A 24,053-nucleotide genomic window follows, 5' to 3' on the forward strand; every position below is an offset into this window, starting at 1 on the left:
AATATTACTTAATCAATAACTTTTTTATTCATTTTTAAATTTTATCCTTCATGTATTAATCAAACAAATAATTCCCTAATAGATTTGTGCCTTCAGCCTATTGGAATAATTTAAAAGCACTTCAGGTAATTTCAATAACATTTTCTTTAATATTAAAAGATGAACTACTTGAGTCTTAAATATCAATTATTTTATATTTCAGGAACAAGCCCATCTTGTTTCTGATTAAATCTTTTTGCGCTAAATTCAGGAAAGCTTCGTTCAACATTTTTCAGTTTTAACCATTACTGAGATTCATTTTCAAAGGAAACTGCAAACCCTCTTTTATTTAACTAAATAATCCTATTCCATTATGAACGCTTAATGATATTCCATACCTTACTAATAAAAGGAGGCAACACATTATCCAATATAACTTTATAAAAACTCTTTTTTTTAACAACCTTGTCCTCCGTTTTAATATAATGACATTTAATTTTTGAAAAAAAACAAATCTTATTTTCTATTAATTTATTATGGTATTGACTATATAATTGATTTATTTCATTTGTTAATGTAACAGTATTATATCTATTATAACCCTTCGAAATTAATTCTGGTTTTGTATAATTATAAGAACTAAAATGATAGAATACTAAATGAGAATCATCTTGCATAATATATTGCTCATTATTTTTTTGAATTAAATTTCTTTCGTGCAAATTCCAAGGCGCAACATTAAACCCATACTCTCTTAAAATCTTGACATTCTTAAAAAATATTGGCACTAAATTAATCCATAATTGATCTACAAATAACCCTTCTGAAACTCTGTCAAAACCAATTTTCAATGTTTTTTCTTCCCACCAATTAAGCAAGCTAATTGAATTTTGGCTTTTAGCATTTAAAGCCAAAAATCCTAAATTATAAATTCCATAATTTAAGAATAAACTTTCCGAAGGAGAAAAATCATCAACGCTTATTGGAGTTAAAATATGGGGTGTAATTAAAATATCATTCTTTTCTAAGTATTTTTCTAACAAATCTAATTTGTTAAAAATCTGTATATCCGGATCAAAATAGATAATAGTTTCGAGCTCTTTATATCTACTTATTAAATACTTAAAAAATGAAGGCTTAATTGACGTATTTAATTCAATTATATTATATTTTTTTATTATTTCATCAAAACAATAAATTTCAATTTGAGAGACAGGAATAATTTCAATACCCTCAAAAAAAGAATAATCAATATCATTCGATAATTGATCACACAGACCAATTATAAACTTATAATCTGGATTTTTTTCGAACAAAGAATCTCCTAATATTTTAGCTTGCGCAAGATAATTATTAGAACAAATAGTAAATGCAATTTTCATAAATTACGTAATATGTTTATTAATGAAATCCTATATCTTATCCAAGACAAGACCTATTCTGGATTTATTATTGATTATATAAATTACTTCTCTTTTTTATACGCTCCAAATATAGAAAACCCAAAAAAAGTACTACAGAACAAATCAATTACGAACTTTTTACTTTGTAATTTAGATGAAAAATACTCTCTCTGCTCACTCAATTTATAATTCAATGCAGCAAATGATCCATAAAATCTAATATAAAAATCTAAATGTTTTGTAGATAAATACTCTAGCATTAAGTTTTTTTTCTCTATGTCAATTCTTTTTAACATCGAATCTGGTTTTATTCGGTAATAGAAACCAACATCCTCTAAACGTTTAACAAACCCACCATTTTTTAGAATTGAAATCCAAAACTCCCAATCTTCAAGTCCATATATCATTTTCGAATCATAGCCTCCTACTAGTGACCAGTCACTTTTCTTAAAAAAAGCAGAACAAAAAATCATGTTGTCGTAAGTAAGTCTCTCTAAAGAAAATGGCGGTAATTCCCATAATCCATTTTTAATACCAAACTTTTCAGCTTTACAATAAACCACTTTTAGACTTCTATCTTGTTCAAAAGCACGCATTGCTAACTCTGTATAATTTAATGCAATTTTGTCATCAGCGTCCAATGGTAAAATAAATTCTCCTGCCGCTTGAGAAATACCAAAATTTCGGGCACAAGATAACCCACTATTTTCTTGAAAAACATATTTAAAACGAGTATCCTTTTGCAACCATATTTTAGCCACTTCATCTGTATTATCAGGGCTACCATCATTAACAATTATACATTCCCAATTTACATAGGTTTGAACCAAAACTGATTGTAAAGCCTCATCTAAATATAATGCTTGGCTGTAACAAGGTACAATTATAGAAACTAATGGATTAGCCATTTATACAAAAAGTGATTTCAATTTATATCTTATATTATGTCTAGGAAAGACAACTATACTCTTGAAAAAAAAATAAAATTTCACACAAAATTGATTTTTAGTTTTAGCTCTTTTGAATCTTGAGAAATAATAATTTGATTTAAGTCTTTTAATTTCCAATACTGTGAAATTATCTATTACATGGTTAAATTTTATTCTTCTTTCAAAAGCTTTTACCATTGCATAGAAATGCCAATATTGCGCTTTATAAAGATTTTGATTTGCCGAAATACTATTTTCGTGAATTCGATAATAATACAAAGCCTTATCAATGAACAAATGCTTTCCCTGCTCTTCTAATTTATAATAAAGATCTTGGTCAACAGCCCGTTTCATTTTAGGATCTATTGTACTCGTTTTTAGATAAAATTCTTTTTTAAAAGTTGCAAAAGCAGTGAGTGCGCCCATTCCATATGTTAGATAAGATTTTCCAGATGGGAGGCTACCTCCGTGTGATCCTATACTTTCAAAATTCATATTTAAATCTACCAAATTGTATTTTGAGGTTATTAATGCAATATCTCTATTCGCTTTATGTTTCTCTACCATTATTTGTAATGCATCAGTAGTTATTGCATCGTCAGGATCCAAAAATCCGAGAATCTCTCCCTCCGCTAATTCTGCACATCTTTTTTTTGTAAAACCGCAGCCTCGATTTACTGGATTGATATACAATTTAAATCTAGTATCGTTTTTAATAAAGTTTTTAATAACTGCCACAGAATCATCTGTCGAACAATCATCCACAATTATTACTTCCCAATTCTGGTAAATCTGATTTTGAATGCTTGTATAGCAATCTTTAAAAAAATCACCATTATTGAAATTGGCTATTAAAATTGAAAATAACATTTTTATTTATTTTACCTCGTTAAAACCGCATCTGCAATTAATTTATTTAGAACATCTAAATGTCTCTTCTGAGAGAAATTAGATTTTATCCTTTGTTTTCCATTCTTTCCTAGTTTTATGGCCAACTCCTTGTTTTCTAACAAAAGAATCATTTTTTGAGCCATTACATCTATATCGTGTTCTTCAACTAACAATCCTGTTTCTTCATTAGTAATAACATCAGGAATTCCGGCATGAAATGTCGCTATAACTGGTAAGCCAGCAGCACTAGCTTCTAAAACAGCAACAGGAGTCCCCTCCTGATCCCCATTAATAGCTGTAATAGAATGTTGGACAAAAGCACGTGAATTTTCTAGATAAAAGATAAATTCTTCTTTTGACAAAACACCTGGTAAGAAAACATTCTTTTCAATTTTTAAATAACGAATTAAATTTTTACAAACTTCAAATAAATTACCATCACCCCCAATAATTAATTTAGCATCTGGATATTTTTTTAAAACCTGATTAAAAGCTAGAATTGTATAATAAGGAGCTTTTTTTTCTACAAAACGACCTATAGCAATAAAAGTCTCTTCACTAAATTTAGGAGATAAATTATCAAAAAACTTATTAGGTCCATAAACATTATAAACGATTTTTTCTGCGGAACATCCAAGTTCAATCAATCGTTTCGTCATAGAAGTAGAAACTGCAATTACAAATTTGCTATAATTAAAAACTTCATCATATCTATTGCAATCTTCAATAGTAGAATAAATAGATGCATCATATCCGTGAAAATGAGTAATCAATGGTATGTTCAAATATTTACAAATCTTTACCAAACGATGAGCAACTGGACCATATTGAGCAAAAACTAATTTGATTTTGTTTTGCTTCAAAGATGCTATTAAAGCTAATTCGCCTGGACTAAAACTTGTAAGTCGAAACTTTCGCATTATTTTGTACAATAAAAAGTTTCTTTTTAAAAGAAGTAAACCAAAATTTTCTAAGTGTGTTGGTAGATTTCCTCCATAATAGTAGAAAACTTCAGCCTCTAACCCATTTTTCTGCGCTTGAATAAATGTTTCAGAATAAGCATCAAACGATGGTGATACCATCGCAATTCTATTTTTTTGCAATACCATATAATCCAGTTATCATTTGACCCTCAATAAAATTTACTTTTAGATTCTTATCTTTTTTTATCAGAAAAAGAACTATTGGTTTTAACAAAAAAGATAAAACCTTTCTTTTTATAGGATTCATCGGAGACCTTCTAAGCCATAAGCCTAGCATTTGAGCCATCGAAGCATGCCAGCCCCCTAAAGCTTTTATTTCGATATTGTTAAATCCCGAATTTTCAAGATGACGTTTCAAAGAAAAAGGTGTGTAACGATACTCGTCATGAGGTACCTCGTGCAGATTCCATAGAAAAGGAACAGTAAAGAAAAAAATACCCTCAGATTTTAAAACACGATAAACCTCTTTTAAAACAACTTCTGGATTAGGACAATGTTCTAAAACTTCAGTGCCAAATGCGCAATCAAAACTATCATCTTCAAAAGGCATTTTTTTCCCATCCCAAGTAAAATCAGGATATATATTTGAATCATAAATCAAAGCTTCTTCTATGTCCAGTCCTACATAATTATCAACACTACTGTTTTTTAAGATATATTCCTTGTAGGGCATTTTACCACATCCAATGTCTAACAAGTTATTTTCAAACTTAGGAAGTATCGCTTTTAATGCATTAAAGACTGAAGTCCTCACATAAAATCTATCCAAATTTTCAGTTTTGAAAGAAATATTGATAAAATCTTTACTCATCTAACAGTTTTAAGTTTGCTTGAAAAGAGATATTTCCCCAATTTTTTGGCCATTTATTAATAGGATCAATAATATTATTTTTATGAGTTATTTCAAAAGTTAAAACATCATAAACAATATCAAATTCAACATTTCCATATTCTTCATCTCCTCTTCCAACTGAAAATGCAAAATAATAAGTCCCTTTAGCAAGATTATGATTAATCAAAGATAGCTCTAGGGATAGATTTTCGTGTAAAGTTTGCAAATTCTTAACATTTGTAAAAAATGTTCCTACCTTAATTTCATCATCATTAAAAATAGAGCCTGCAATTCTAAAATTAGGAACTAATTTATTTATTTTCACTTCCATTCCTAACATAATCTTCTGATTTGATGCAAAACAGTTATCATATAGTGGATTAAACAATTTTACCTTTAAAATCTCAATTTCTCTTGTAGTTTCAAACTTCCTATTTTCCTCAGAAATAACAACTTCAACATTTACGTTTCTTTTTTTATTTGAATTTAAATAAAAATTAATAGAATCAGTAATTCCTCCCTGAAATGCAACTTTACCAAATTCTAAAACAACACCTCTTGTACATAACTGCTTAACTGCAGCCATGTTATGACTAACAAATAAAACTGTTCTTCCTTGTCCTTTTGAGATATCTTGCATTTTGCCAATTGCTTTTTTCTGAAACTCAGCATCACCAACGGCTAAAACCTCATCGATAACTAAAATCTCGGGTTCTAAAAAAGCTGCAACAGCAAAAGCCAGACGAACAGTCATACCAGAGCTATATCTTTTCACAGGAGTATCTATATAACGCTCACATCCAGAAAACTCTATAATCTCGTCAAGTTTTGATGTAATTTCTTTTTTGGTCATACCTAATATGGCTCCGTTTAGAAATATGTTTTCTCGTCCGGTCATTTCGCCATTAAACCCTGTTCCAACTTCTAATAAAGAAGCAATACGTCCGCGAGATTTTATACTACCAGTTGTCGGAGCTGTAACTTTAGAAAGAATTTTTAAAAGTGTAGATTTTCCAGCACCATTTTTTCCAATAATACCTAAAACTTCTCCACGTTCTACTTCAAAACTAATATCCTGCAAAGCCCAAACATAATCTGAATCCCCCTTTTTTGAGCGATCATTTACATCTCCAATTTTTAAATATGGATCTTCTTTGCCACGAATTTTGTGCCACCATCTATTTAAATCATGTTTTAAAGTTCCTGTGCCAACTTCTCCTAAACGATATTGCTTTGAAATGTTTTCGGCTTTTAATATTATATCTTCCATTTATACAGTATCTATAAAGCTTTTTTCTGTTCTATTAAAAACCAATAATCCAGCAAAGAAAACAACCAATGTGATTACTGTTGTATATAATAAACCCAACATTGATATACTACCAATATTCAAAAGCATATAACGAGACGTTTCGATTACATAAGCTAAGGGATTATATTGGACAATCCAACCTAATTTTGGAAGTTTTTCTTTTATCAATTCCATCGGATACATCACAGCAGATATATACATCAATAACTGCACTCCAAATCCGACTAAATTATTTAAATCTCTATATTTTGTAACCGTTGAGGAAATCATCATCCCCAAGCCTAACCCCAAAATTCCCATGAATGCAATTAAAACAGGAAAAAAAAGTAATGATATATTTAAGCTTAGATCTGCACCTTGCAAAAAAAAGAAAATATAGAAAACAACAAATATGCAAAATTGAATTCCAAATTTGATCAAGTTTGAAATCACAATAGATAAAGGGGTGATAATTCTAGGAAAGTATACTTTGCCAAATATTCCTGCATTAGATTTAAATGTATCTGAAGTCCCATTTAAACAAGCAGTAAAATAATTCCAAACCATAATTCCACCAAGATTAAATAAAAATGGCGGAATACCACCAGTCTTAATTCCTGCGACATTATTGAATATAATAGTAAAAGTTATAGAAGTAAATAGAGGCTGAATTAGATACCAAAGAGGTCCTAGAATTGTCTGCTTATATACCGTAATTATATCTCTTTTTACAAAGAGCATCAATAAATCTCTATATTGCCAAATCTCTTTAAAATTTAGAGCGAAAAATTTATTTTTGGGTGTTATTTCAAACAGCCAGTCATTTGTGTTTTTAGAATCCATTTAAAAGAACTAAAAAAATCTTATCTAAAAAATTAACAAGATTTTTAACATTTTAAAATTTATTTAAAAATGTCAAAAGGCGTTTAAAAAAACACCTTTTGATTATATTAGAATTTATATTTTGTCTTTAGATTATTTGTCTAAAACCTCAAAAGCAGAATTCATGCTTTTAAATTCTGGAACAATTTTTTTCATCTTAGCGACAATATCATCATTTTCATAAAAATCAGCAATACCAATTAATTCATCAACATCATTATGAAGAGTTTCATATTCGTCTTGAATTTCTTGTGCAATCATAATCTTATTATGATATGTTGGAAGAGTTTTAGATGTATCATTTAATAATTCTTCATAAAGCTTTTCTCCAGGCCTTAGACCTACAATTTTAATTTTAATTTCCTTATCTGGAATAAAACCCGCCAGCTTAATCATTTTGCGTGCTAAATCAATAATTCTAACTGGTTTACCCATATCAAAAATATAGATTTCTCCACCATTACCCATTGCTCCTGCTTCTAATACAAGTTGACAAGCTTCTGGAATTGTCATAAAATAACGTATAATATCCTGATGAGTAATTGTTACTGGCCCTCCTTCTGCAATTTGTTTGGTAAATAAAGGAACTACAGATCCATTTGACCCTAGAACATTTCCAAAACGAGTTGTAATGAATTTTGTACCACCTTCAACATTTTCTCGTTGATTCTTTAAGAATAAAGACTGAACATATTTTTCAGCAATACGTTTACTCGCTCCCATTACGTTACTTGGATTCACAGCTTTATCTGTAGAAACCATTACAAATTTCTTTACATGATATTCACAAGCTAAATCAGCAAGGTTTTTCGTCCCTTTAATATTAGTTTGAATTGCTTGCGAAGGATTTTCTTCCATCAAAGGCACATGTTTATATGCGGCAGCATGGAAAACAACATGAGGATTATAGCTTTTAAATACTTTTTCAAGCGCTTTCTTACTTCTTACATCTGCAATTACAGCCACAATTTTTGTGCTGAAATTCATTGATTGAGTTTCTAAACATAAATTATGCAAAGGTGTCTCAGCATGATCTAAAACAATAACATTTTTTGGATTGAAATTTAGAACCTGTCTTACAATCTCACTTCCAATTGACCCAGCTGCTCCAGTAATTAAAATAGTTTTGTCTTTTAATTGTTTAGAAATGGATTTACTGTCTAGAACTATCGGTTTTCTTTCTAACAAATCTTCAATCTGAATATTTTTGACTTTCTGAGAAATCTCTTTTTGATTTTCCCAATCAGAAATCAACGGAACGGTATATACTCTATAATTAAATTCTAGACATTGATCAACAATAATAAGCTGTTCATCTTTAGTCAAACTTTTATCCGCTATAATTACTCCCTCTGCAGCAACAGACCTCATTAATGCAGGAAGCTTCTTTCTTAAAATCAAAATGGGTAAATCAAGCATACGTTTAGACGCATTCTGATTATTCTTATCTACAAAACCAACTATTTTAAATCGAGAAGGCGTTTCAAATTTTAAGGCATTTGCTACTGAAATTGCATTTGCATCTGTACCGTAAATAACTGTTCTTACAAGTTTGGTAGTAGCTTTTTCTGAAAAATACATCTCAAAAGTTTGCTTTACAATTACACGATATAAAAACAGTCCACAAAAAGATAAAACTAAATTTATAAATAGAGCCGTATTTAAAAAAGCTTTATGGCCTGTGTATAACTCAAATACTAGATTTATAAAAAGAAAGAAAACTAAAACTGACATTTGTGAAAAAAGCAGTTTTATCGCATCTATATACGACGAATGTCTAATAATTCCCGAGTATGTTCTAAAAAGCCAAAAGAAAAATATATTGACAATTATTAAACTAGCTACAAAATAAAAATCATGAGATGTTATAATATACCCTATTGCAGTTCCATCAAAAAGTAAATAAGTAAAGGAAAAAGAAAAAAACAGAACCATTACGTCAATAGCAATAATAATCCACCTAGGCAGATAACTCAAATTATTGATATTTGCCCTCAGATTTCTTGGAGAAAAGGTTTTATATAGCAAGGAAGTTATATTATTTGGTTTTTCTGTATTCAATTTAGCTTTTTTTAAGTCAGTAAAATTTGAACTTTATACAAAAATACAAATTAAAGGTTTTAAACAATTAGTTCGTGGCTCAAATTAAATTTTAACACCTTTTTTCTTTTGCTTCAAAAAGTCTAAAAGATAGGTTCCATAACCTGATTTAAGTAAGGGTTGGGCCAATTCTTCAAGTTGAGCATCATTAATAAATCCATGCCTCCATGCTATTTCTTCAATACAACCTACTTTTAGCCCTTGTCTTTCTTCAAGAACTTGTACAAATTGTCCAGCTTGCATCAAACTATTAAAAGTTCCTGTATCCAACCAAGCTGTTCCTCTGCTTAAGATACCTACTTTTAATTTTCCTTTCTCAAGATACACTTTGTTTACGTCTGTAATTTCATATTCACCGCGGGCGCTCGGCTTAATATTTTTGGCAATTTCAACAACAGAATTATCGTAGAAATAAAGTCCTGGAACTGCATAATTAGATTTTGGCTCCAACGGCTTCTCTTCAATAGAAATAGCATTTTTATTTTCATCAAATTCAACCACTCCATACCTTTCAGGATCTGAAACATGGTAAGCAAAAACAACTCCTCCTTCTGGATCAGCATTGTCTTTTAAAAGCTGTTGCATATTGGTTCCAAAGAAAATATTGTCTCCAAGAACTAAAGCTACTTTGTCTTTTCCTATAAACTCTTCGCCAATTACGAAAGCTTGTGCCAAACCGTTTGGATTTGGCTGTTCAGCATAACTAAACTTACAACCAATTGTACTACCATTACCCAAAAGTTTTTTAAAATGTGGTAGATCGTGAGGAGTCGATATAATTAGAATTTCATTAATTCCTGCCATCATCAAAGTTGATAACGGATAATAAATCATAGGTTTATCATAAACTGGCATCAGCTGTTTACTTACCGCTAATGTCAAGGGATGCAATCTTGTGCCAGAACCTCCTGCTAATATAATTCCTTTCATATATTTCGATTTTAGATTTTAGATTTTAGATTTTAGATTTTAGATTCCTTTTAATTTTGAAATTCTGTAATGCAAATCTTCAAATCCTTTTAATTTAAGCAAACATTTTCTTTAAACTTTCTTTATAATGAGGAATAGCTACATTATAAAATTCTTTTATTTTTCCTTTATTCAACAACGAATAACTTGGCCTTTTTGCTGGAGTTGGATAAGATAAAGATGGAATCCCTCTAACTTTACAATTATAATCTCCAAGTTCTTTAATACTTTCTGCAAATTCAAACCAACTAATTTCGCCTTCGTTCGAATAATTGTAAATCCCAGAAATCCATTTCGGAAATTCGATGATATCAATCATTGCTTGCGCTAAATCAGCAGCATAAGTTGGTGAACCTATTTGATCATTTACCACATTAATTTCATCTCTTTCCTGCATTAGTCGCTGCATAGTTTTAACAAAATTATTTCCAAATTTGCTATAAACCCATGAAGTTCTAATTATAACAGCTTGTGGGTTTTCTTTCAAACAAGCAATTTCACCTGCCAATTTACTTTCTCCGTAAACATTTATTGGATTAGTTTCAGCTTCTTCATTTAAAGCAATTGATGAAGAACCGTCAAAAACATAATCCGTCGAAACATGAATTAATTTGACGTTATTTTCTTTAGTATATTTTGCTATTAACTCTATTGCCAAATGATTTACTTTAAAAGCTAAATCTTTTTCTGATTCAGCTTTGTCAACAGCTGTATAAGCTCCACAATTAAATACAATATCAGGACGAATTACTTCTAATTGAGATTGAAGCATTTCTAAGTTATCCAATGTAATTTGCGTTCTATCTGCAAAGACCCATTCATATTGCGGATAAGAAGGTGCTAAAACTGAAAGTTCTGATCCTAATTGTCCTGTTGCACCAGTTACTAGAATTTTTTTCATTAAAATAAACTATTACAATTTTCAATAAAAGGGAGAATTTGATCTTTTTCTGAAACTATTGCTTCATCCAGATTCATTCCCCAATCAATCTTCAAAGACGGATCATCATATTTAATTCCACCCTCAGAGGCTTTGTTGTAAAATTGATCGCATTTATACATTACTGAAGCTGTTTCACTAATAACAGAAAATCCGTGTGCAAATCCTTGCGGAACTAATAATTGTTTTTTATTCTCTGCTGATAATAAAACACTAAATGCTTTTCCATAAGTAGGAGAATCTTTTCTTAAATCTACCGCAACATCAATAATTTCCCCTTCTAAAACGCGAACTAATTTTGTCTGTGCGAATGGAGGATTTTGGTAATGCAACCCTCTTAAAGTTCCTTTTTTTGAGAATGATTGATTATCTTGAACAAATTCAATATTAATTCCTAAATCTTCAAATTTAGTTTTACTGTAAGATTCAAAAAAGTAGCCTCTTTCGTCTCCAAATACTGTTGGTTCTAAAACTACTAAATCTTTTATAAATGTTTCTTCAATTTTCATTTTTAAATTTTATATTGATTTAAAGAAATTAATAATAACTTCTTTTATTCTGCTTTTATCTATATCAGTTAAATTCGACCCTGATGGCAAACATAATCCTTTTTCAAATAACTGTTCAGAAATACTATTGCCATAAAATGGATATTTCTCAAAAATTGGTTGTAAATGCATTGGTTTCCATAATGGGCGACTCTCTATGTTAGCTTCTTCAAAAGCAAGTCTTAAACTTTCCCTTTCTTCTACTGTTTCAAGTAATATTGCATTTAACCAATAATTGGAGAAAAAGTCATCGTTTATAGTATCAAAGAGCTTTACATTTTCAAATTCTTTAAAAATATCTCTGTAAAACAAATGATTATTTTGTCTTAAAGCAATATTCTTTTCTAAGATTTCCATTTGTCCAAGACCTATTCCTGCACAAATATTACTCATTCTGTAATTATACCCTATTTCACTATGCTCATAATGTACAGCTAAATCTTTTGACTGTGTAGCATAAAAAATTGCTTTCTCTTTTGTCTCTTTAGAATTTGAAATCAATGCTCCTCCGCTTGAAGTAGTAATAATTTTATTTCCGTTGAAAGATAAAATACCAAAAGCTCCAAAACTACCACATTTTTTCCCCTTGTAACTGCTTCCAAGGGCTTCAGCACTATCCTCAATAACTGGTATTTGATATTTATCAGAAATCGCGTGAATTTCATCAATTTTATAAGGCATGCCATACAGATGAACAGCTATAATTGCTTTTGGTTTTTTTCCCTTTTTAATTCGATCTTTTATAGCAATTTCTAAATATTCTGGACAAATATTCCAAGTATCAACTTCGCTATCTACAAATATCGGACATGCATTCTGATATAAAATTGGATTTGCTGAAGCCGAAAAAGTCATACTTTGGCAAATTATCTCATCACCTGCTCTAATACCTAATAAGATTAGAGCTAAATGTATAGCAGATGTTCCAGAATTTGAAGCGGCAATAAAATATTCATCTCCAAAGTAACCCTCAAGTCTATTTTCAAACTCCTCGACATTTGGTCCTCCAGAAGTAATCCAATTTGACTTTAAAGCGTACTGAATATATTCTTGCTCAAATCCGCTTTCTTGAGATAATGATAAATAAATTCTCTTATTTATCATTATTAAAAAGCCAATAATCGAATGGATAACGAATATCGTCCTCACTAACATTACTCAATGGCAATGTAGAAAAAGATATTAATTTTGAATTTTCATCTAGCGATTCTACTGCATTTGCATAACCAGCAGGTATGTGAACAATTTTACTGTCAGATTCAGAAACAAAAACAGTCTCAACAACCAAATCTTTTGAAGGATTTTCCCAATTATCAATTTTTATAAAATGAATATTAAAAGAACCTGAAAGACAATAAAAATTTTTAGCGTCTAATTTATGCCCCTGCCAAGCCCTAATCGGGTTTTCGTTTGAGTTACTTATAATATAAAACCTTTCAATACCAATAAAGCTAAAATCATTAACATATGATATGCTTCCTCGATAATCTGAAAACTTTCCTCCCTGAATTATTTTAGGCTCCATGATTCAATCGTAAATTACTTTTATTTAACAAATAAAATTTTGAAGAGTAAAGTAACAATAAGGGCAAAATTACAATTAAGAACACAATAGAATCTTGAACTTTTTGATAAAGAAAAATAACTAAAAAAGAAATCCCTGCCTGTACAATTGCATATAGCAACGAAACTACCCTGTGTTGTATCTTATATTCATTACTGAGTACTTGGTATAGATGCAAACGATGGGCTTCAAAAATATTTTGTTTCAAGTAAAGTCTATGTAAAATTGTGCAGACAGCATCTACTCCATATACCCCTAAAAACAATAACCAAATAATTGATTCTGTTGCGAGAATTAATTTTAAAACCAAATAAATTATCCAGAAAGCGATAGCAATACTTCCAACATCTCCAGCAAAGCATTTAGCCTTTCTTCTATAATTAAAAAATAAAAAAACTAAACTTGCAATCATTGCATATTTTACAAAAGTTCCATCGGTAAAAAGCTGATTTTTAGTATTCACATATAAAAGTGAACTCATAACTACTAAGGTATACAATCCCGTGATACCATTAATCCCATCCATGAAGTTATAAGCATTTATTAATCCTATGGCTAGGACATATGAAACTATAACTCCCCAAATAGGCAATAAATGGAATAAATCTAGATCATAAAAAATTAAAGTAATTGAAAGAAAATGCACCCCAATTCTAATTTTATTTGATAAACTTTGAATATCATCCCAAAAGCTTACCAAGCTAACTAAAGTTATACCCGTGAAGAAAAAGTAATTATTTTGAATATGCTGTACAAAATAAAGCAAGGCAGAAAACCAAAAAATGATTCCTCCGCCTCTTAAAGTTATTTCTGTGTGAGAACTCCTTTGGTTAGGTTTGTCGATTATATTAAAACGATCTGCAACTTTAAAATAAAGCAACATGATAATCATTAAAACAAGCCCTAAAATTGTATATTTCATTTTATGATTTACTCCCAGTTAGTATCTTTTACTTCTTCATAGACTTTCTTAATACCTTCCTCTAGACTAGTTTTAGCTTTCCATCCAAAACTGTTTAATTTTGAAACATCCATAAGTTTTCGAGGAGTTCCATCAGGTTTAGAAGTATCTGTTAGAATTTCTCCTTCAAAACCTACTATCTTTTTCACCAAAATAGCCAAGTCTAAAATCGAGATGTCTTCTCCTACTCCAATATTTACTAATCCTTGTTCGTTATAATTTTCCATTAAATACAAACAGGCCTCTGCAAGATCATCTGCATGTAAAAATTCTCTTTTCGGACTTCCTGTTCCCCAAATAGTTACTGCGGCTTCATTATTGCGCTTGGCAGTAATAAATTTTCTTAGCATTGCTGGAAGAACATGTGAATTTTTTAAATCATAATTATCATTAGGCCCATACAAATTTGTAGGCATTACAGAAATATAATTACAGCCAAACTGGTCTCTGTAGGCATCGCACATTTTAATACCTGCAATTTTTGCGATTGCATACGGCTCATTAGTGGGTTCCAATTCTCCGGTAAGCATATATTCTTCCTTTAATGGCTGAGGAGCCATTTTAGGATAGATACAAGAAGATCCTAAAAACATCAATTTCTTTACATCATTTAAATAGGATTGATGAATTATGTTGTTTTGTATCATAAGATTTTCATAAATAAAATCTCCTTTGTAAGTATTATTAGCAATAATCCCTCCAACTTTTGCTGCGGCCAAAAAAACATAATCTGGTTTTTCTTCAGCAAAGAAATCTGCCACAGCTTGTTGATTTCTTAAGTCAAGTTCTGAAGAGCTCTTCAATACAAAGTTTGTATATCCTTTTTCTTTCAGTTGACGTAAGATGGCTGACCCAACCATACCTCTATGTCCAGCTATGTATATTTTATCTTGTAAGTTCATAATGTTCCTTTTCTCAATCCAGAATACAAATTATTATAATATATCTAGTTAATATCTAATAGCTGATCTTACTTCATTTAACATCTTCTCTCTTTGAACATATGCAAGATCAGATATCATCATTTCTCTTACTAAACCAGCTAAATCATATTTAGCTACCCATCCCAATTTTGTTTTTGATTTTGTTGGATCTCCGATAAGTAAGTCTACTTCTGTCGGACGGAAGTATTGTGGGTCTACTGCAATTACCTGTTTACCAATCTCTAATTGATAATTTGGATTACTGCAAGAAGCCACATATCCTTTTTCATTTACTCCTTCTCCTTTAAATTCAATATCTATTCCTACTTCAGCAAATGACATTCGAACGAAATCACGAACATAGGTCGTTTCCCCCATTGCAATAACATAGTCTTCTGCAACATCTTGTTGAAGAATTCGCCACATAGCTTCCACGTAGTCTTTAGCATGTCCCCAATCACGTTGCGCATCTAGATTTCCTAAATATAAACAATCCTGTTCCCCTAAAGCAATCGCTGCAGTGGCCATAGTAATTTTTCTTGTTACAAAAGTTTCTCCTCTACGAGGTGATTCGTGATTAAACAAAATTCCATTACAAGCAAATATATCATAAGCCTCTCTGTAATTTTTAGTGATCCAGAAACCATAAATTTTTGCTACTCCATAAGGTGAGCGTGGATAAAAAGGAGAGTTTTCATCATAGAAACCTTTTGCATTTTTATTCTCAGCTAAACCACCATACAATTCAGATGTTGATGCCTGATAAATACGAGTTTTCTTTTCTAACCCCAAAATTCGTACTGCTTCTAAAATTCGTAAAGTACCAATACCATCTACATTAGCAACATACTCCGGAGAATCAAACGACACTTTTACGTGGCTCATTGCTCCTAAATTATATATTTCATCTGGCTGAACTTCTTGAATAATTCTAATAACATTCGTAGAATCTGTTAAATCACCATAGTGCAACTTAAAATTAACATGGGCTTCATGTTGATCTTGATAAATATGATCGATACGTTGTGTATTAAAAGAAGAAGCTCTTCTTTTAACGCCATGAACCATATAACCTTTTTCTAATAATAGTTCTGCTAAGTATGAACCATCTTGTCCCGTAATTCCTGTTATAAGTGCAATTTTCATTTTTAAAATTTTATATTTTATTATTATTTATATAGTCTATTACCGATTGCGGTTTCCAGTCAAATAACATTTTTGCTTTATTATCATTAAACGTTAAATCTGAAGTCATCTTTCTAACTTTCGAAGTATTGATTGGTGCTCTCTTGCCAAAAAAATCACCAAACTTTCCAATAAACAAAGCTAAATTCATTGATAAGTTTTTTGGTTTCTTTTTATTCATATTGATTGAGATAGCGGCACTTAAATCATTAAAAGTGGGATGACATCCGTCAGTCAAATTGTAAGTACCTCCTATTTTAGCTCCCTTTATAATTATTGAAGCTACATCTTTAGCCAAAACCATACTTTTTCGAGCTTTTCCTCCTGCGACATTAAAATAATATCCTTTATCAATCGCACTTACCATGGAACCCAAATTTCCAGGAGCATTTTCTCCCACTAATAATGGCAAACGTAAAATTGTACAAATAACATTTCTTTCCTTACACCATTTCGACACAACTTTTTCAGCCTCTATTTTACTTAAGCCGTATGGATCAGTAGCACCCAAAATGAAATTTTCATCAATTTCTTTACCGATTTCTTGTCCATAGACTGCTACTGAACTTATAAAAACAAATTCTTTAGGAATAGTTGAATTTTCTAATCCCTTTAATAAGTTTTTGGTTCCTAAAACATTCACATTATAAAATTCTTTTTTTTGTGTTTCTGTTTTTGGAACGCTGTGTGCCTTACCCGCAGCATGTATTACAAGATCAAAACTATGGTTAAAACTTGGAATCTCTTTATCTAACGAACACTTATAAGTACAAGAATTTCTTGATAGTTCAAAGATTTCATTTTCATGGTTTAATTGTTCACAAATAAATTTTCCAAGAAAGCCACTTGAACCAGTTAATAAAATTTTCATTTTGCTTTAAATATTTTATCTCTTAAATAAATTGAATTAACCGCTTAAATATCCTCATTGGCATTAAATAAAATGGGGCTCTATAGGAATTATTTTTCCATGCCCTAACAATTTCTTTATTCTGATTAAGAATATTTGTAAAACTTTGATTTGTAGCTCCACCTAATCTCATTTTAACAATTAGCCTATCAATGTACTTAATTTTAAAAGTATGTTTTTTCAACATTCTAAACATCAATTCATAATCCGCAGCTAACTTATAATCTAAATTAAATAATCCCACTTTATCATAAACAGCCCTTTTTACAAATAATGTAGGATGTGGTGGAACATTTCCATTCTCAAAAAAATTATTATAATATGGCTTTGATTTCCAATTTCTTACAACTACATTAGTATCATCACTTTTTACATACACAAGATTCCCATACAAAATGTCCAAATCAGAATCAATGCTAAATTGTTTCATAACATCTGCTAAAACTTCAGAATCTTGATATAAATCATCTGAATTTAATATTCCAATTATATCTCCGGTCGCGGATTGAATACCTTTATTCATTGCATCATATAATCCATTATCTTTTTCCGATACAAAATAACCTAATTTGTCTTCATATTCTTTAATAATTGATACAGTATTGTCCTTAGACTTTCCATCAATAATTACGTATTCTATATCTTTATAAGTTTGTCCAAGAACCGATTCTAAAGCATCTTTTATAGTTCTTTCATTATTATAAACGACTGTGATAATTGATATTTTCATTAAATTTAATTGTTGAGATTATAGCATTCTAAAGTTTTTTCCGCAGTTTTTTTCCAACTAAAACCACCTCTATTAATTAATCCTTTTTTAATTAAATCTTCTCTTACTGAATCATCTTTCAAAATTTTTAACATTACTGCTTCCATTTCACTAGTATTATTAGGATTAAAGTATAATGCCCCATCATTCCCCACTTCTGGTAAAGAAGCAGCAATACTGCAAGCTACTGGAGTACCTGTTGATTGAGCGTCAAGAAGGGGAATCCCAAAACCTTCATAAAATGAAGGAAAAACAAACAACTTGGATGCGCTTATTAGTGGAAATATATGTTCATCTGGTACAAACCCAGTAAAAAGAATTTTTTCTTTTAAATCAAGGCTTATAATATAATCTTGTAATTCTTTATTATTATGCTGATGCCCAACTAAAATTAAAATAACATTAGAACATTTTTTTTGTAAATCTGAAAATGCTAAAATTAGGCCCATAATATTTTTATGAGAACTAGGACTTCCAAAGGCAATAATATAGTCAGATTTAATATTATATAAAGATTTTATGTCAATATCAAATCTATTTTCATATTGATCATTCGAGCCAGATAAATGGGTTACAGTTATTTTATTTCCTTTGACATTTAATCCTTCCGAAATTTCTTTTTTTGAAAATTCGGAAATAGTGATAATTTTATTAGAAAATATAGACATCAATTTTACCATCGAGCCTAAAAGAACTTTTTTAGAATATGACATACTCTCAGCATGTCTTTTATAATTTAAGTCTAAGATTGATACTATATGCTTTGTTGGACAAAATACTGGTCCTACATACCCTAATGAATGCAATAAGTCCAAATTATCTTTTAATAAATAAAACGGAAATAAAAGTTGTTCCCAAAAGTATCTAACATAAACAACTTTATTATAAAAAGGTATTACTTTAATTTTGAAATTGGGACTAGTTAAAATCGGTAGATCGATACAATCTTTATTAACATAAATTATATATTTATTGATTGTATCAAGCTTTATAAGCTCATTGATCAGATTAATACCATACGTAATAGATCCGCCTGAAAGACGGCGATTCATGTAAAGCAAATTAATCCCTATGGTACGCGATTGATTCATGATTTATTTATTTATTTATTTGTTTTTCTTCATCATCCAACATTAGCTTAATTATGTCCGCAATTTCATTCTTTGCTTCCCAATTTAAGATTTTTTTTGCTTTCGAAGGATTTGCATAACCAACAGAAATATCGGTTGGACGCATTAAAAGTTCATCTACAGTTACATGATCTTTCCAGTTTAGGTTAAGTAATTCAAAAGTAATTTTAATAAAACTTTCCAAACTAGTGGTTTTACCCGTAGCAATAACAAAGTCATCTGGTTTTTCTTCCTGTAGCATTAACCACATTGCCTCAACATATTCAGGTGCCCATCCCCAATCTCTATGAATATTAATATTTCCGAGATTTAACTTTATATTTTCGCCCTGTGAAATTCTAAAAGCCGTTGAGATAATTTTTTTAGTAACAAATCTATCTTTTCTAAGAGGTGATTCATGATTAAAAAGTATGCCTGTGCACGCAAATAAATTATATGCTTCTCTATAATTGGCAACTTGCCAAAAGGCAGTGGCTTTTGCAACACCATAAGGGCTTCTCGGTCTAAATGGAGTCTCCTCATCTACAGCATGATCTGCATTACCAAAACACTCACTAGAACCTGCATTATAAAATTTAATTGATTGCCCCGAAAATCTAATTGCCTCTAGCAAATTTAACGTTCCTGTTATAATACTTTCCATAGTTTCAACAGGCTGTTCAAAAGATAGAGCAACAGAACTTTGCCCTGCAAGATTGTATATTTCGTCTGGATTAATTTTATTGATCGTCTGAAAAACACTTCTAAAATCGTTTAAAGTAATCGAAACCACATTAATCTTATCAAGAATGTTTAGTTTCTCGAGATTTCTGAATGAAGTGTTGTGAACATCTCTTGACCCTCCATATACTTCATAACCTTTTTCTAGTAAAAGTTGAGACAAATAGGCTCCATCTTGGCCCGAAACGCCACAAATTAATGCTTTTTTTATTTTATTATTATTCATATTATAATTTTTGAATATTTTTTTTAGAGATCACTAAATAATTCATAGGGTTAAACTCTAAAATATATTGAATTACAAGAGTAAAAATAATCAGAACTGGAACTATTGCAATTATATTAAAAAACCTAGCCACTGTAAACGCTTGATCTTGAAATATATAAATCAAATTAAAAGAAAAAAGTGTGTAAATAGCGCCATAAATAATATTATTAGGCAGGAGTTTAAAAAATGTATTTCTCATAAACGAGGTAATTAATCCAAGTATAAAACAGTAAATAATCTGTCCTAAAGTTCCAAAATATAGAATAGCGAAATAATTGTACCTAGCATTAGGTCCTGAAAGAGTACCATTTGGATAATGATATTGATATATCTCAACACCACAATCTAATGGAAGTTTTTCCCATGAAACTATACGAAGCATGCCCAAAGGATCTTTAAACAACTGTAATAGGCCACTGTCATGATTCATAATTCTAATAACATTGTCGGGGAAAGTCATATAATAAATATCACCAAAAGAAATTATTCGTTGTCCTAATGCCAATAAAGGAGAATCTTCCGATTCACTTCCAGAATTTACAAGCTGAACATACATTACAACAAATATTAGAGGAATTGAAGATAAAATTAGAATTTTTTGAAACTTAGATATTTTTTTTATTACTCCTGCTACTGAATTTCCTTTTATTTTAAGCATAAATAAGTTTAAAAAGAACAAATAGTATACTAAAAAAATTAAATTTGTCTTATTTCCAGACAATAATAAAAATATAATCACTGAAAATAAATAAAGATAATTATATAGTTTTCCCATTTTTGAGATTTCCTTACAATAAAACACTCTGTAAAGTAATATAAAAGTACCTACAACACTTACCACTTCTAGTAATCTGCCCACAAAACCAAAACCACTTCCTCCGGCAAAAGTCGACATTCTAGAATCTAATAATATCGGAATTCCTACGACTATATATGTTAGAAGTTGAAAAAAAATATGCAACAAGCTTGAAAGATAAAATAAGATACTTGTAAATTTTTCGTTAAATGTATTCGAAATTTTTATGTTTCTATTTTTTAAATAATTATCAAATTTTATTGGTTTAAGTAAAAAAAAGCCTGCAAAAAAAGCTAATTCTGTACAAATAAATCTATAAAACAATTCATCACTAATGGCACTATTAAAATATAAAAAAAAAACAGTAGATGTAGATAATCCAGAAATGGACACTATTAAAAAAAAAGGATCAAAGATAGATTGAATGTATTTCCTATAAAGCAAGAAATAACACATAATTATTGTTATTGAAAAAAAAATCAAGCTTACAATATGCTCTTCTGCAAAAAGAAAAAAATCAATATAATTCATATTACATCACCTTAGAATCTCGAATTGCCTTTATAATGACTTTTTTTCTTTTCATATCATACAATACAATTTTAGCAACAGAAGTAAAGTATGTATAACACAATGACGAAACAAAAGACAGACCTTTAAAATGTTTTTTAATAAAATAAAGTCTGTTTCTCAAAAAATAGTAAGTTGAAAATAAAGAACTTCTTCCACCTGTACTAATACTTACTTTATGCTGAATTACATAAGATGGCAGATACAATATTTTGAATCCTAATTTTACTGCTCTTACCATAAAATCCGTATCGTCCCAATACACAAAATATTTTTCGTCCATTACCCCTACTTTTTCGAAAACTTCTTTGTGAAATAATACGAAGCATGTAGGTGCATATTCTGTAAATCTTTCCACTTCATCCCTGCTTTCTGCATACTCATTTTCATGAATTGCAAGAGCTTTATATTTATTAATATGTCCACCTGCAAACCAGATTTGATTTGTATTATGATATAACACCTTTGGAGCAACAATCTTATTTATTTCACATTTTTTAACAAGAACATCAAAGAGATCTTTCTGATAAAATTCGACATCATTATTTCCAATAAGAATGTAATCACAACCATCTTTTATAGCTAACTCGATACCTTGATTATTACCTTTAGCAACGCCTTCATTTGCTGAATTAATAATATGTCTTATCTTATTTTTTATATTAAAATTTTCAACTAGTGACTTAATAAATTTTTCTGATTCTTCCGAATAACTGTTATCAATCATGTATACGATAAAGTTTTGATTGCTTTGCAAACTCAAACTTTCAAAAAAACCTTCAAGTACACTATCACTATTAAATAGTACAGTAACAAACCCTATTTTACTCATTTTAATAAACCTTTATCTTTCATTTCAGTCACAGACTTTTCATATTTACTTTCTTCAATTTTTTGTGTTAAAACCCACTCTGAAAAAATTCTAATTCCGTCTTCAAATGAATATCGAGGTTTAAAATCTAATCTACTCGAAATTTTACTCAAATCAGCATAATTATGTCTAATATCTCCTAAACGGAAGTTTCCAGAAACTGTAAGTGGAACGTTAATATTGTAATTTTTCATTAATTCATTGGCAACCGTAATTACATCAGTCGGTATTCCAGAACCAACATTAAATATGTTCCGGTTTGCTTCTGGTTTTTCAATTCCTAAAACAGTAGCATTAACTACATCTTCGATGAATACAAAATCTCTAGACTCTTTACCATCCTCAAAAATATTAATCTCTTTTCCGTTTCGAATTAACGTAGAAAATATAGACAAAATTCCAGTATATGGATTACTTAACGATTGTCCAGGGCCATACACATTTTGATATCTAAAAGCAACAGGTTCAATCCCTATCGTCGGACATACTGTCATGATCATCTGTTCCTGATTTTGTTTTGTAATTCCATACACTGAACTTGGGTGAATTTTAGATTCCTCATCAGTAGCTACTAGTGCTAATACTCCTTCACAATCCTTATACTTCACTTCAAAATCACCATTGCTCATATCCTCAGAATTACGATGTTTTGGATAAACAAAGCCTTTATCTTTTGAATAATATTTGCCCTCACCGTATATTGATCTTGAAGAAGCAACAACAATTTTTTTTATTGTATGCGGATTATTAGCAAGTATATCTAACATTAATGCAGTTCCTCCTATGTTTACATTAGAGTACTTTTCAATTTCATACATAGATTGACCAGTACCTGTTTCCGCAGCCAAATGAACGATAACATCATTACCTTGGATTGCTAATTTTATGTTGTCACTATTTCTAATGTCCCCTTCTATAAACTTTACTTTATCTTTGATTGACAAATAAAGAAAAGAATTGTTCTTTGCATCAACTCCGTGTATTTGCGGAGATAAATTATCGAGAACTGTAATATTATAACCTTTTTTAACAAGTGCTAAACAAAGATTAGATCCTATAAAACCAGCGCCACCGGTAATTAATATATTTTTCATTTTTTTTTAAATTTTAATTAAATTCTCCAATAGAATTTGTTTTTAACCAAGCTTTATTATTTACACAATATCTTTTAACAATTTTAACTGGATTTCCAACGGCAACACAAAAATCAGGAATATCTTTATTTACTATAGAATTTGCTCCGATTACGCAATTTTTACCAATTGAGGCTCCTATAATACAAACATTCTCTCCAATCCAAGTTCCCTCACCAATAGACACATGCTTTAATTGCTTTATTCTTTGTTTGTGTATTGGCATATCTATTGAATCATAAGTATGTTGGTTATCTGATATGTAAACCTTATCTGCCGTTAAAACATCTTTTTCGATAATTATTTTAGATGTCGCATATATATGATTAAAATTACCAATTCGAGCTCCACTTTTAATTTCTAAAGTACACTTACTTCCAGTTAATGGAACAGCAGCAAGCCAAGAATATTTGCCAACAACAACATCACTTCCTATTAAAATGTTTTTATAACCTTCAATTTTAAGAGGCTTCATTATTCTACTAAATCCTTCTATTTTTTTAAAC

General features: G+C 29.9%; 24 protein-coding genes. All 24 read right to left on the reverse strand.

Annotated elements, in window-relative coordinates; translation table 11 throughout:
• Positions 1-350: 350 nt before the first annotated feature.
• The 24 genes from PQ463_RS14740 to PQ463_RS14855 all read right to left on the reverse strand — a co-directional run bounded on the left by PQ463_RS14740 (position 351) and on the right by PQ463_RS14855 (position 24,022).
• Positions 351-1,361, reverse strand: coding sequence for a glycosyltransferase family protein (locus PQ463_RS14740; protein ID WP_274254345.1), 1,011 nt, complete (start codon positions 1,359-1,361; stop codon positions 351-353).
• An 83-nt stretch (positions 1,362-1,444) separates the two neighbouring features.
• Positions 1,445-2,290, reverse strand: a complete 846-nt coding sequence (locus tag PQ463_RS14745; protein ID WP_274254346.1) for a glycosyltransferase family 2 protein — start codon at positions 2,288-2,290, stop codon at positions 1,445-1,447.
• Entirely contained in the window at positions 2,291-3,181 is an 891-nt protein-coding gene (locus PQ463_RS14750) for a glycosyltransferase family 2 protein (RefSeq protein WP_274254348.1), read from the reverse strand.
• Positions 3,182-3,192: 11 nt separating this feature from the next.
• Entirely contained in the window at positions 3,193-4,311 is a 1,119-nt protein-coding gene (locus PQ463_RS14755) for a glycosyltransferase (protein ID WP_274254350.1), read from the reverse strand.
• Positions 4,292-4,996 (reverse strand): class I SAM-dependent methyltransferase, encoded by a 705-nt coding sequence (locus tag PQ463_RS14760; protein ID WP_274254352.1) that lies wholly within the window; start codon positions 4,994-4,996, stop codon positions 4,292-4,294. The genes PQ463_RS14755 and PQ463_RS14760 overlap by 20 nt, the downstream gene beginning before the upstream one ends.
• Complete coding sequence (locus PQ463_RS14765; RefSeq protein WP_274254353.1) at positions 4,989-6,287, reverse strand: ABC transporter ATP-binding protein; 1,299 nt, start codon at positions 6,285-6,287, stop codon at positions 4,989-4,991. Before PQ463_RS14765 ends, PQ463_RS14760 begins: the two co-directional genes overlap by 8 nt.
• Entirely contained in the window at positions 6,288-7,151 is an 864-nt protein-coding gene (locus tag PQ463_RS14770) for an ABC transporter permease (protein WP_274254354.1), read from the reverse strand.
• 132 nt (positions 7,152-7,283) lie between these two features.
• Complete coding sequence (locus PQ463_RS14775) at positions 7,284-9,251, reverse strand: polysaccharide biosynthesis protein (RefSeq protein WP_274254355.1); 1,968 nt, start codon at positions 9,249-9,251, stop codon at positions 7,284-7,286.
• Positions 9,252-9,335: 84 nt separating this feature from the next.
• Positions 9,336-10,220 (reverse strand): glucose-1-phosphate thymidylyltransferase RfbA, encoded by an 885-nt coding sequence (rfbA, locus tag PQ463_RS14780; protein ID WP_274254356.1) that lies wholly within the window; start codon positions 10,218-10,220, stop codon positions 9,336-9,338.
• 94 nt (positions 10,221-10,314) lie between these two features.
• On the reverse strand, positions 10,315-11,160 hold the full coding sequence (rfbD, locus tag PQ463_RS14785; protein ID WP_274254357.1) for a dTDP-4-dehydrorhamnose reductase: 846 nt from the start codon (positions 11,158-11,160) through the stop codon (positions 10,315-10,317).
• Complete coding sequence (rfbC, locus tag PQ463_RS14790) at positions 11,160-11,708, reverse strand: dTDP-4-dehydrorhamnose 3,5-epimerase (protein ID WP_274254358.1); 549 nt, start codon at positions 11,706-11,708, stop codon at positions 11,160-11,162. The genes rfbD and rfbC overlap by 1 nt, the downstream gene beginning before the upstream one ends.
• 9 nt (positions 11,709-11,717) lie before the next feature.
• Complete coding sequence (locus PQ463_RS14795; RefSeq protein ID WP_274254359.1) at positions 11,718-12,851, reverse strand: DegT/DnrJ/EryC1/StrS family aminotransferase; 1,134 nt, start codon at positions 12,849-12,851, stop codon at positions 11,718-11,720.
• Positions 12,841-13,272, reverse strand: a complete 432-nt coding sequence (locus tag PQ463_RS14800; protein ID WP_274254360.1) for a WxcM-like domain-containing protein — start codon at positions 13,270-13,272, stop codon at positions 12,841-12,843. The genes PQ463_RS14795 and PQ463_RS14800 overlap by 11 nt, the downstream gene beginning before the upstream one ends.
• Positions 13,262-14,233 (reverse strand): MraY family glycosyltransferase, encoded by a 972-nt coding sequence (locus PQ463_RS14805; protein ID WP_274254361.1) that lies wholly within the window; start codon positions 14,231-14,233, stop codon positions 13,262-13,264. Before PQ463_RS14805 ends, PQ463_RS14800 begins: the two co-directional genes overlap by 11 nt.
• Before the next feature lie 8 nt (positions 14,234-14,241).
• Entirely contained in the window at positions 14,242-15,174 is a 933-nt protein-coding gene (locus tag PQ463_RS14810) for a GDP-L-fucose synthase family protein (protein ID WP_274254362.1), read from the reverse strand.
• Between the two features lie 48 nt (positions 15,175-15,222).
• Positions 15,223-16,341, reverse strand: a complete 1,119-nt coding sequence (gene gmd / locus PQ463_RS14815; protein WP_274254363.1) for a GDP-mannose 4,6-dehydratase — start codon at positions 16,339-16,341, stop codon at positions 15,223-15,225.
• Between the two features lie 10 nt (positions 16,342-16,351).
• Complete coding sequence (locus PQ463_RS14820; protein WP_274254364.1) at positions 16,352-17,251, reverse strand: NAD-dependent epimerase/dehydratase family protein; 900 nt, start codon at positions 17,249-17,251, stop codon at positions 16,352-16,354.
• 22 nt (positions 17,252-17,273) lie between these two features.
• A complete protein-coding gene (locus PQ463_RS14825; RefSeq protein ID WP_274254365.1) occupies positions 17,274-18,020 on the reverse strand; it encodes a glycosyltransferase family 2 protein in 747 nt (248 codons plus the stop codon).
• 5 nt (positions 18,021-18,025) lie between these two features.
• Positions 18,026-19,150: a glycosyltransferase family 4 protein gene (locus tag PQ463_RS14830; protein ID WP_274254366.1), complete on the reverse strand. Its 1,125-nt coding sequence runs from the start codon at positions 19,148-19,150 to the stop codon at positions 18,026-18,028.
• A 7-nt stretch (positions 19,151-19,157) separates the two neighbouring features.
• Positions 19,158-20,135, reverse strand: coding sequence for a GDP-mannose 4,6-dehydratase (locus PQ463_RS14835; protein ID WP_274254367.1), 978 nt, complete (start codon positions 20,133-20,135; stop codon positions 19,158-19,160).
• Between the two features lies 1 nt (position 20,136).
• Entirely contained in the window at positions 20,137-21,504 is a 1,368-nt protein-coding gene (locus tag PQ463_RS14840; protein WP_274254368.1) for an O-antigen polymerase, read from the reverse strand.
• Position 21,505: 1 nt separating this feature from the next.
• Positions 21,506-22,375, reverse strand: a complete 870-nt coding sequence (locus tag PQ463_RS14845; RefSeq protein WP_274254369.1) for a glycosyltransferase family 2 protein — start codon at positions 22,373-22,375, stop codon at positions 21,506-21,508.
• Entirely contained in the window at positions 22,372-23,508 is a 1,137-nt protein-coding gene (locus tag PQ463_RS14850) for an NAD-dependent epimerase/dehydratase family protein (protein ID WP_274254370.1), read from the reverse strand. The genes PQ463_RS14845 and PQ463_RS14850 overlap by 4 nt, the downstream gene beginning before the upstream one ends.
• Before the next feature lie 13 nt (positions 23,509-23,521).
• Entirely contained in the window at positions 23,522-24,022 is a 501-nt protein-coding gene (locus PQ463_RS14855; RefSeq protein WP_274254371.1) for an acyltransferase, read from the reverse strand.
• Positions 24,023-24,053: the final 31 nt, after the last annotated feature.

Source organism: Flavobacterium sp. KACC 22763, assembly GCF_028736155.1.
In the GTDB taxonomy this organism is placed as follows: domain Bacteria; phylum Bacteroidota; class Bacteroidia; order Flavobacteriales; family Flavobacteriaceae; genus Flavobacterium.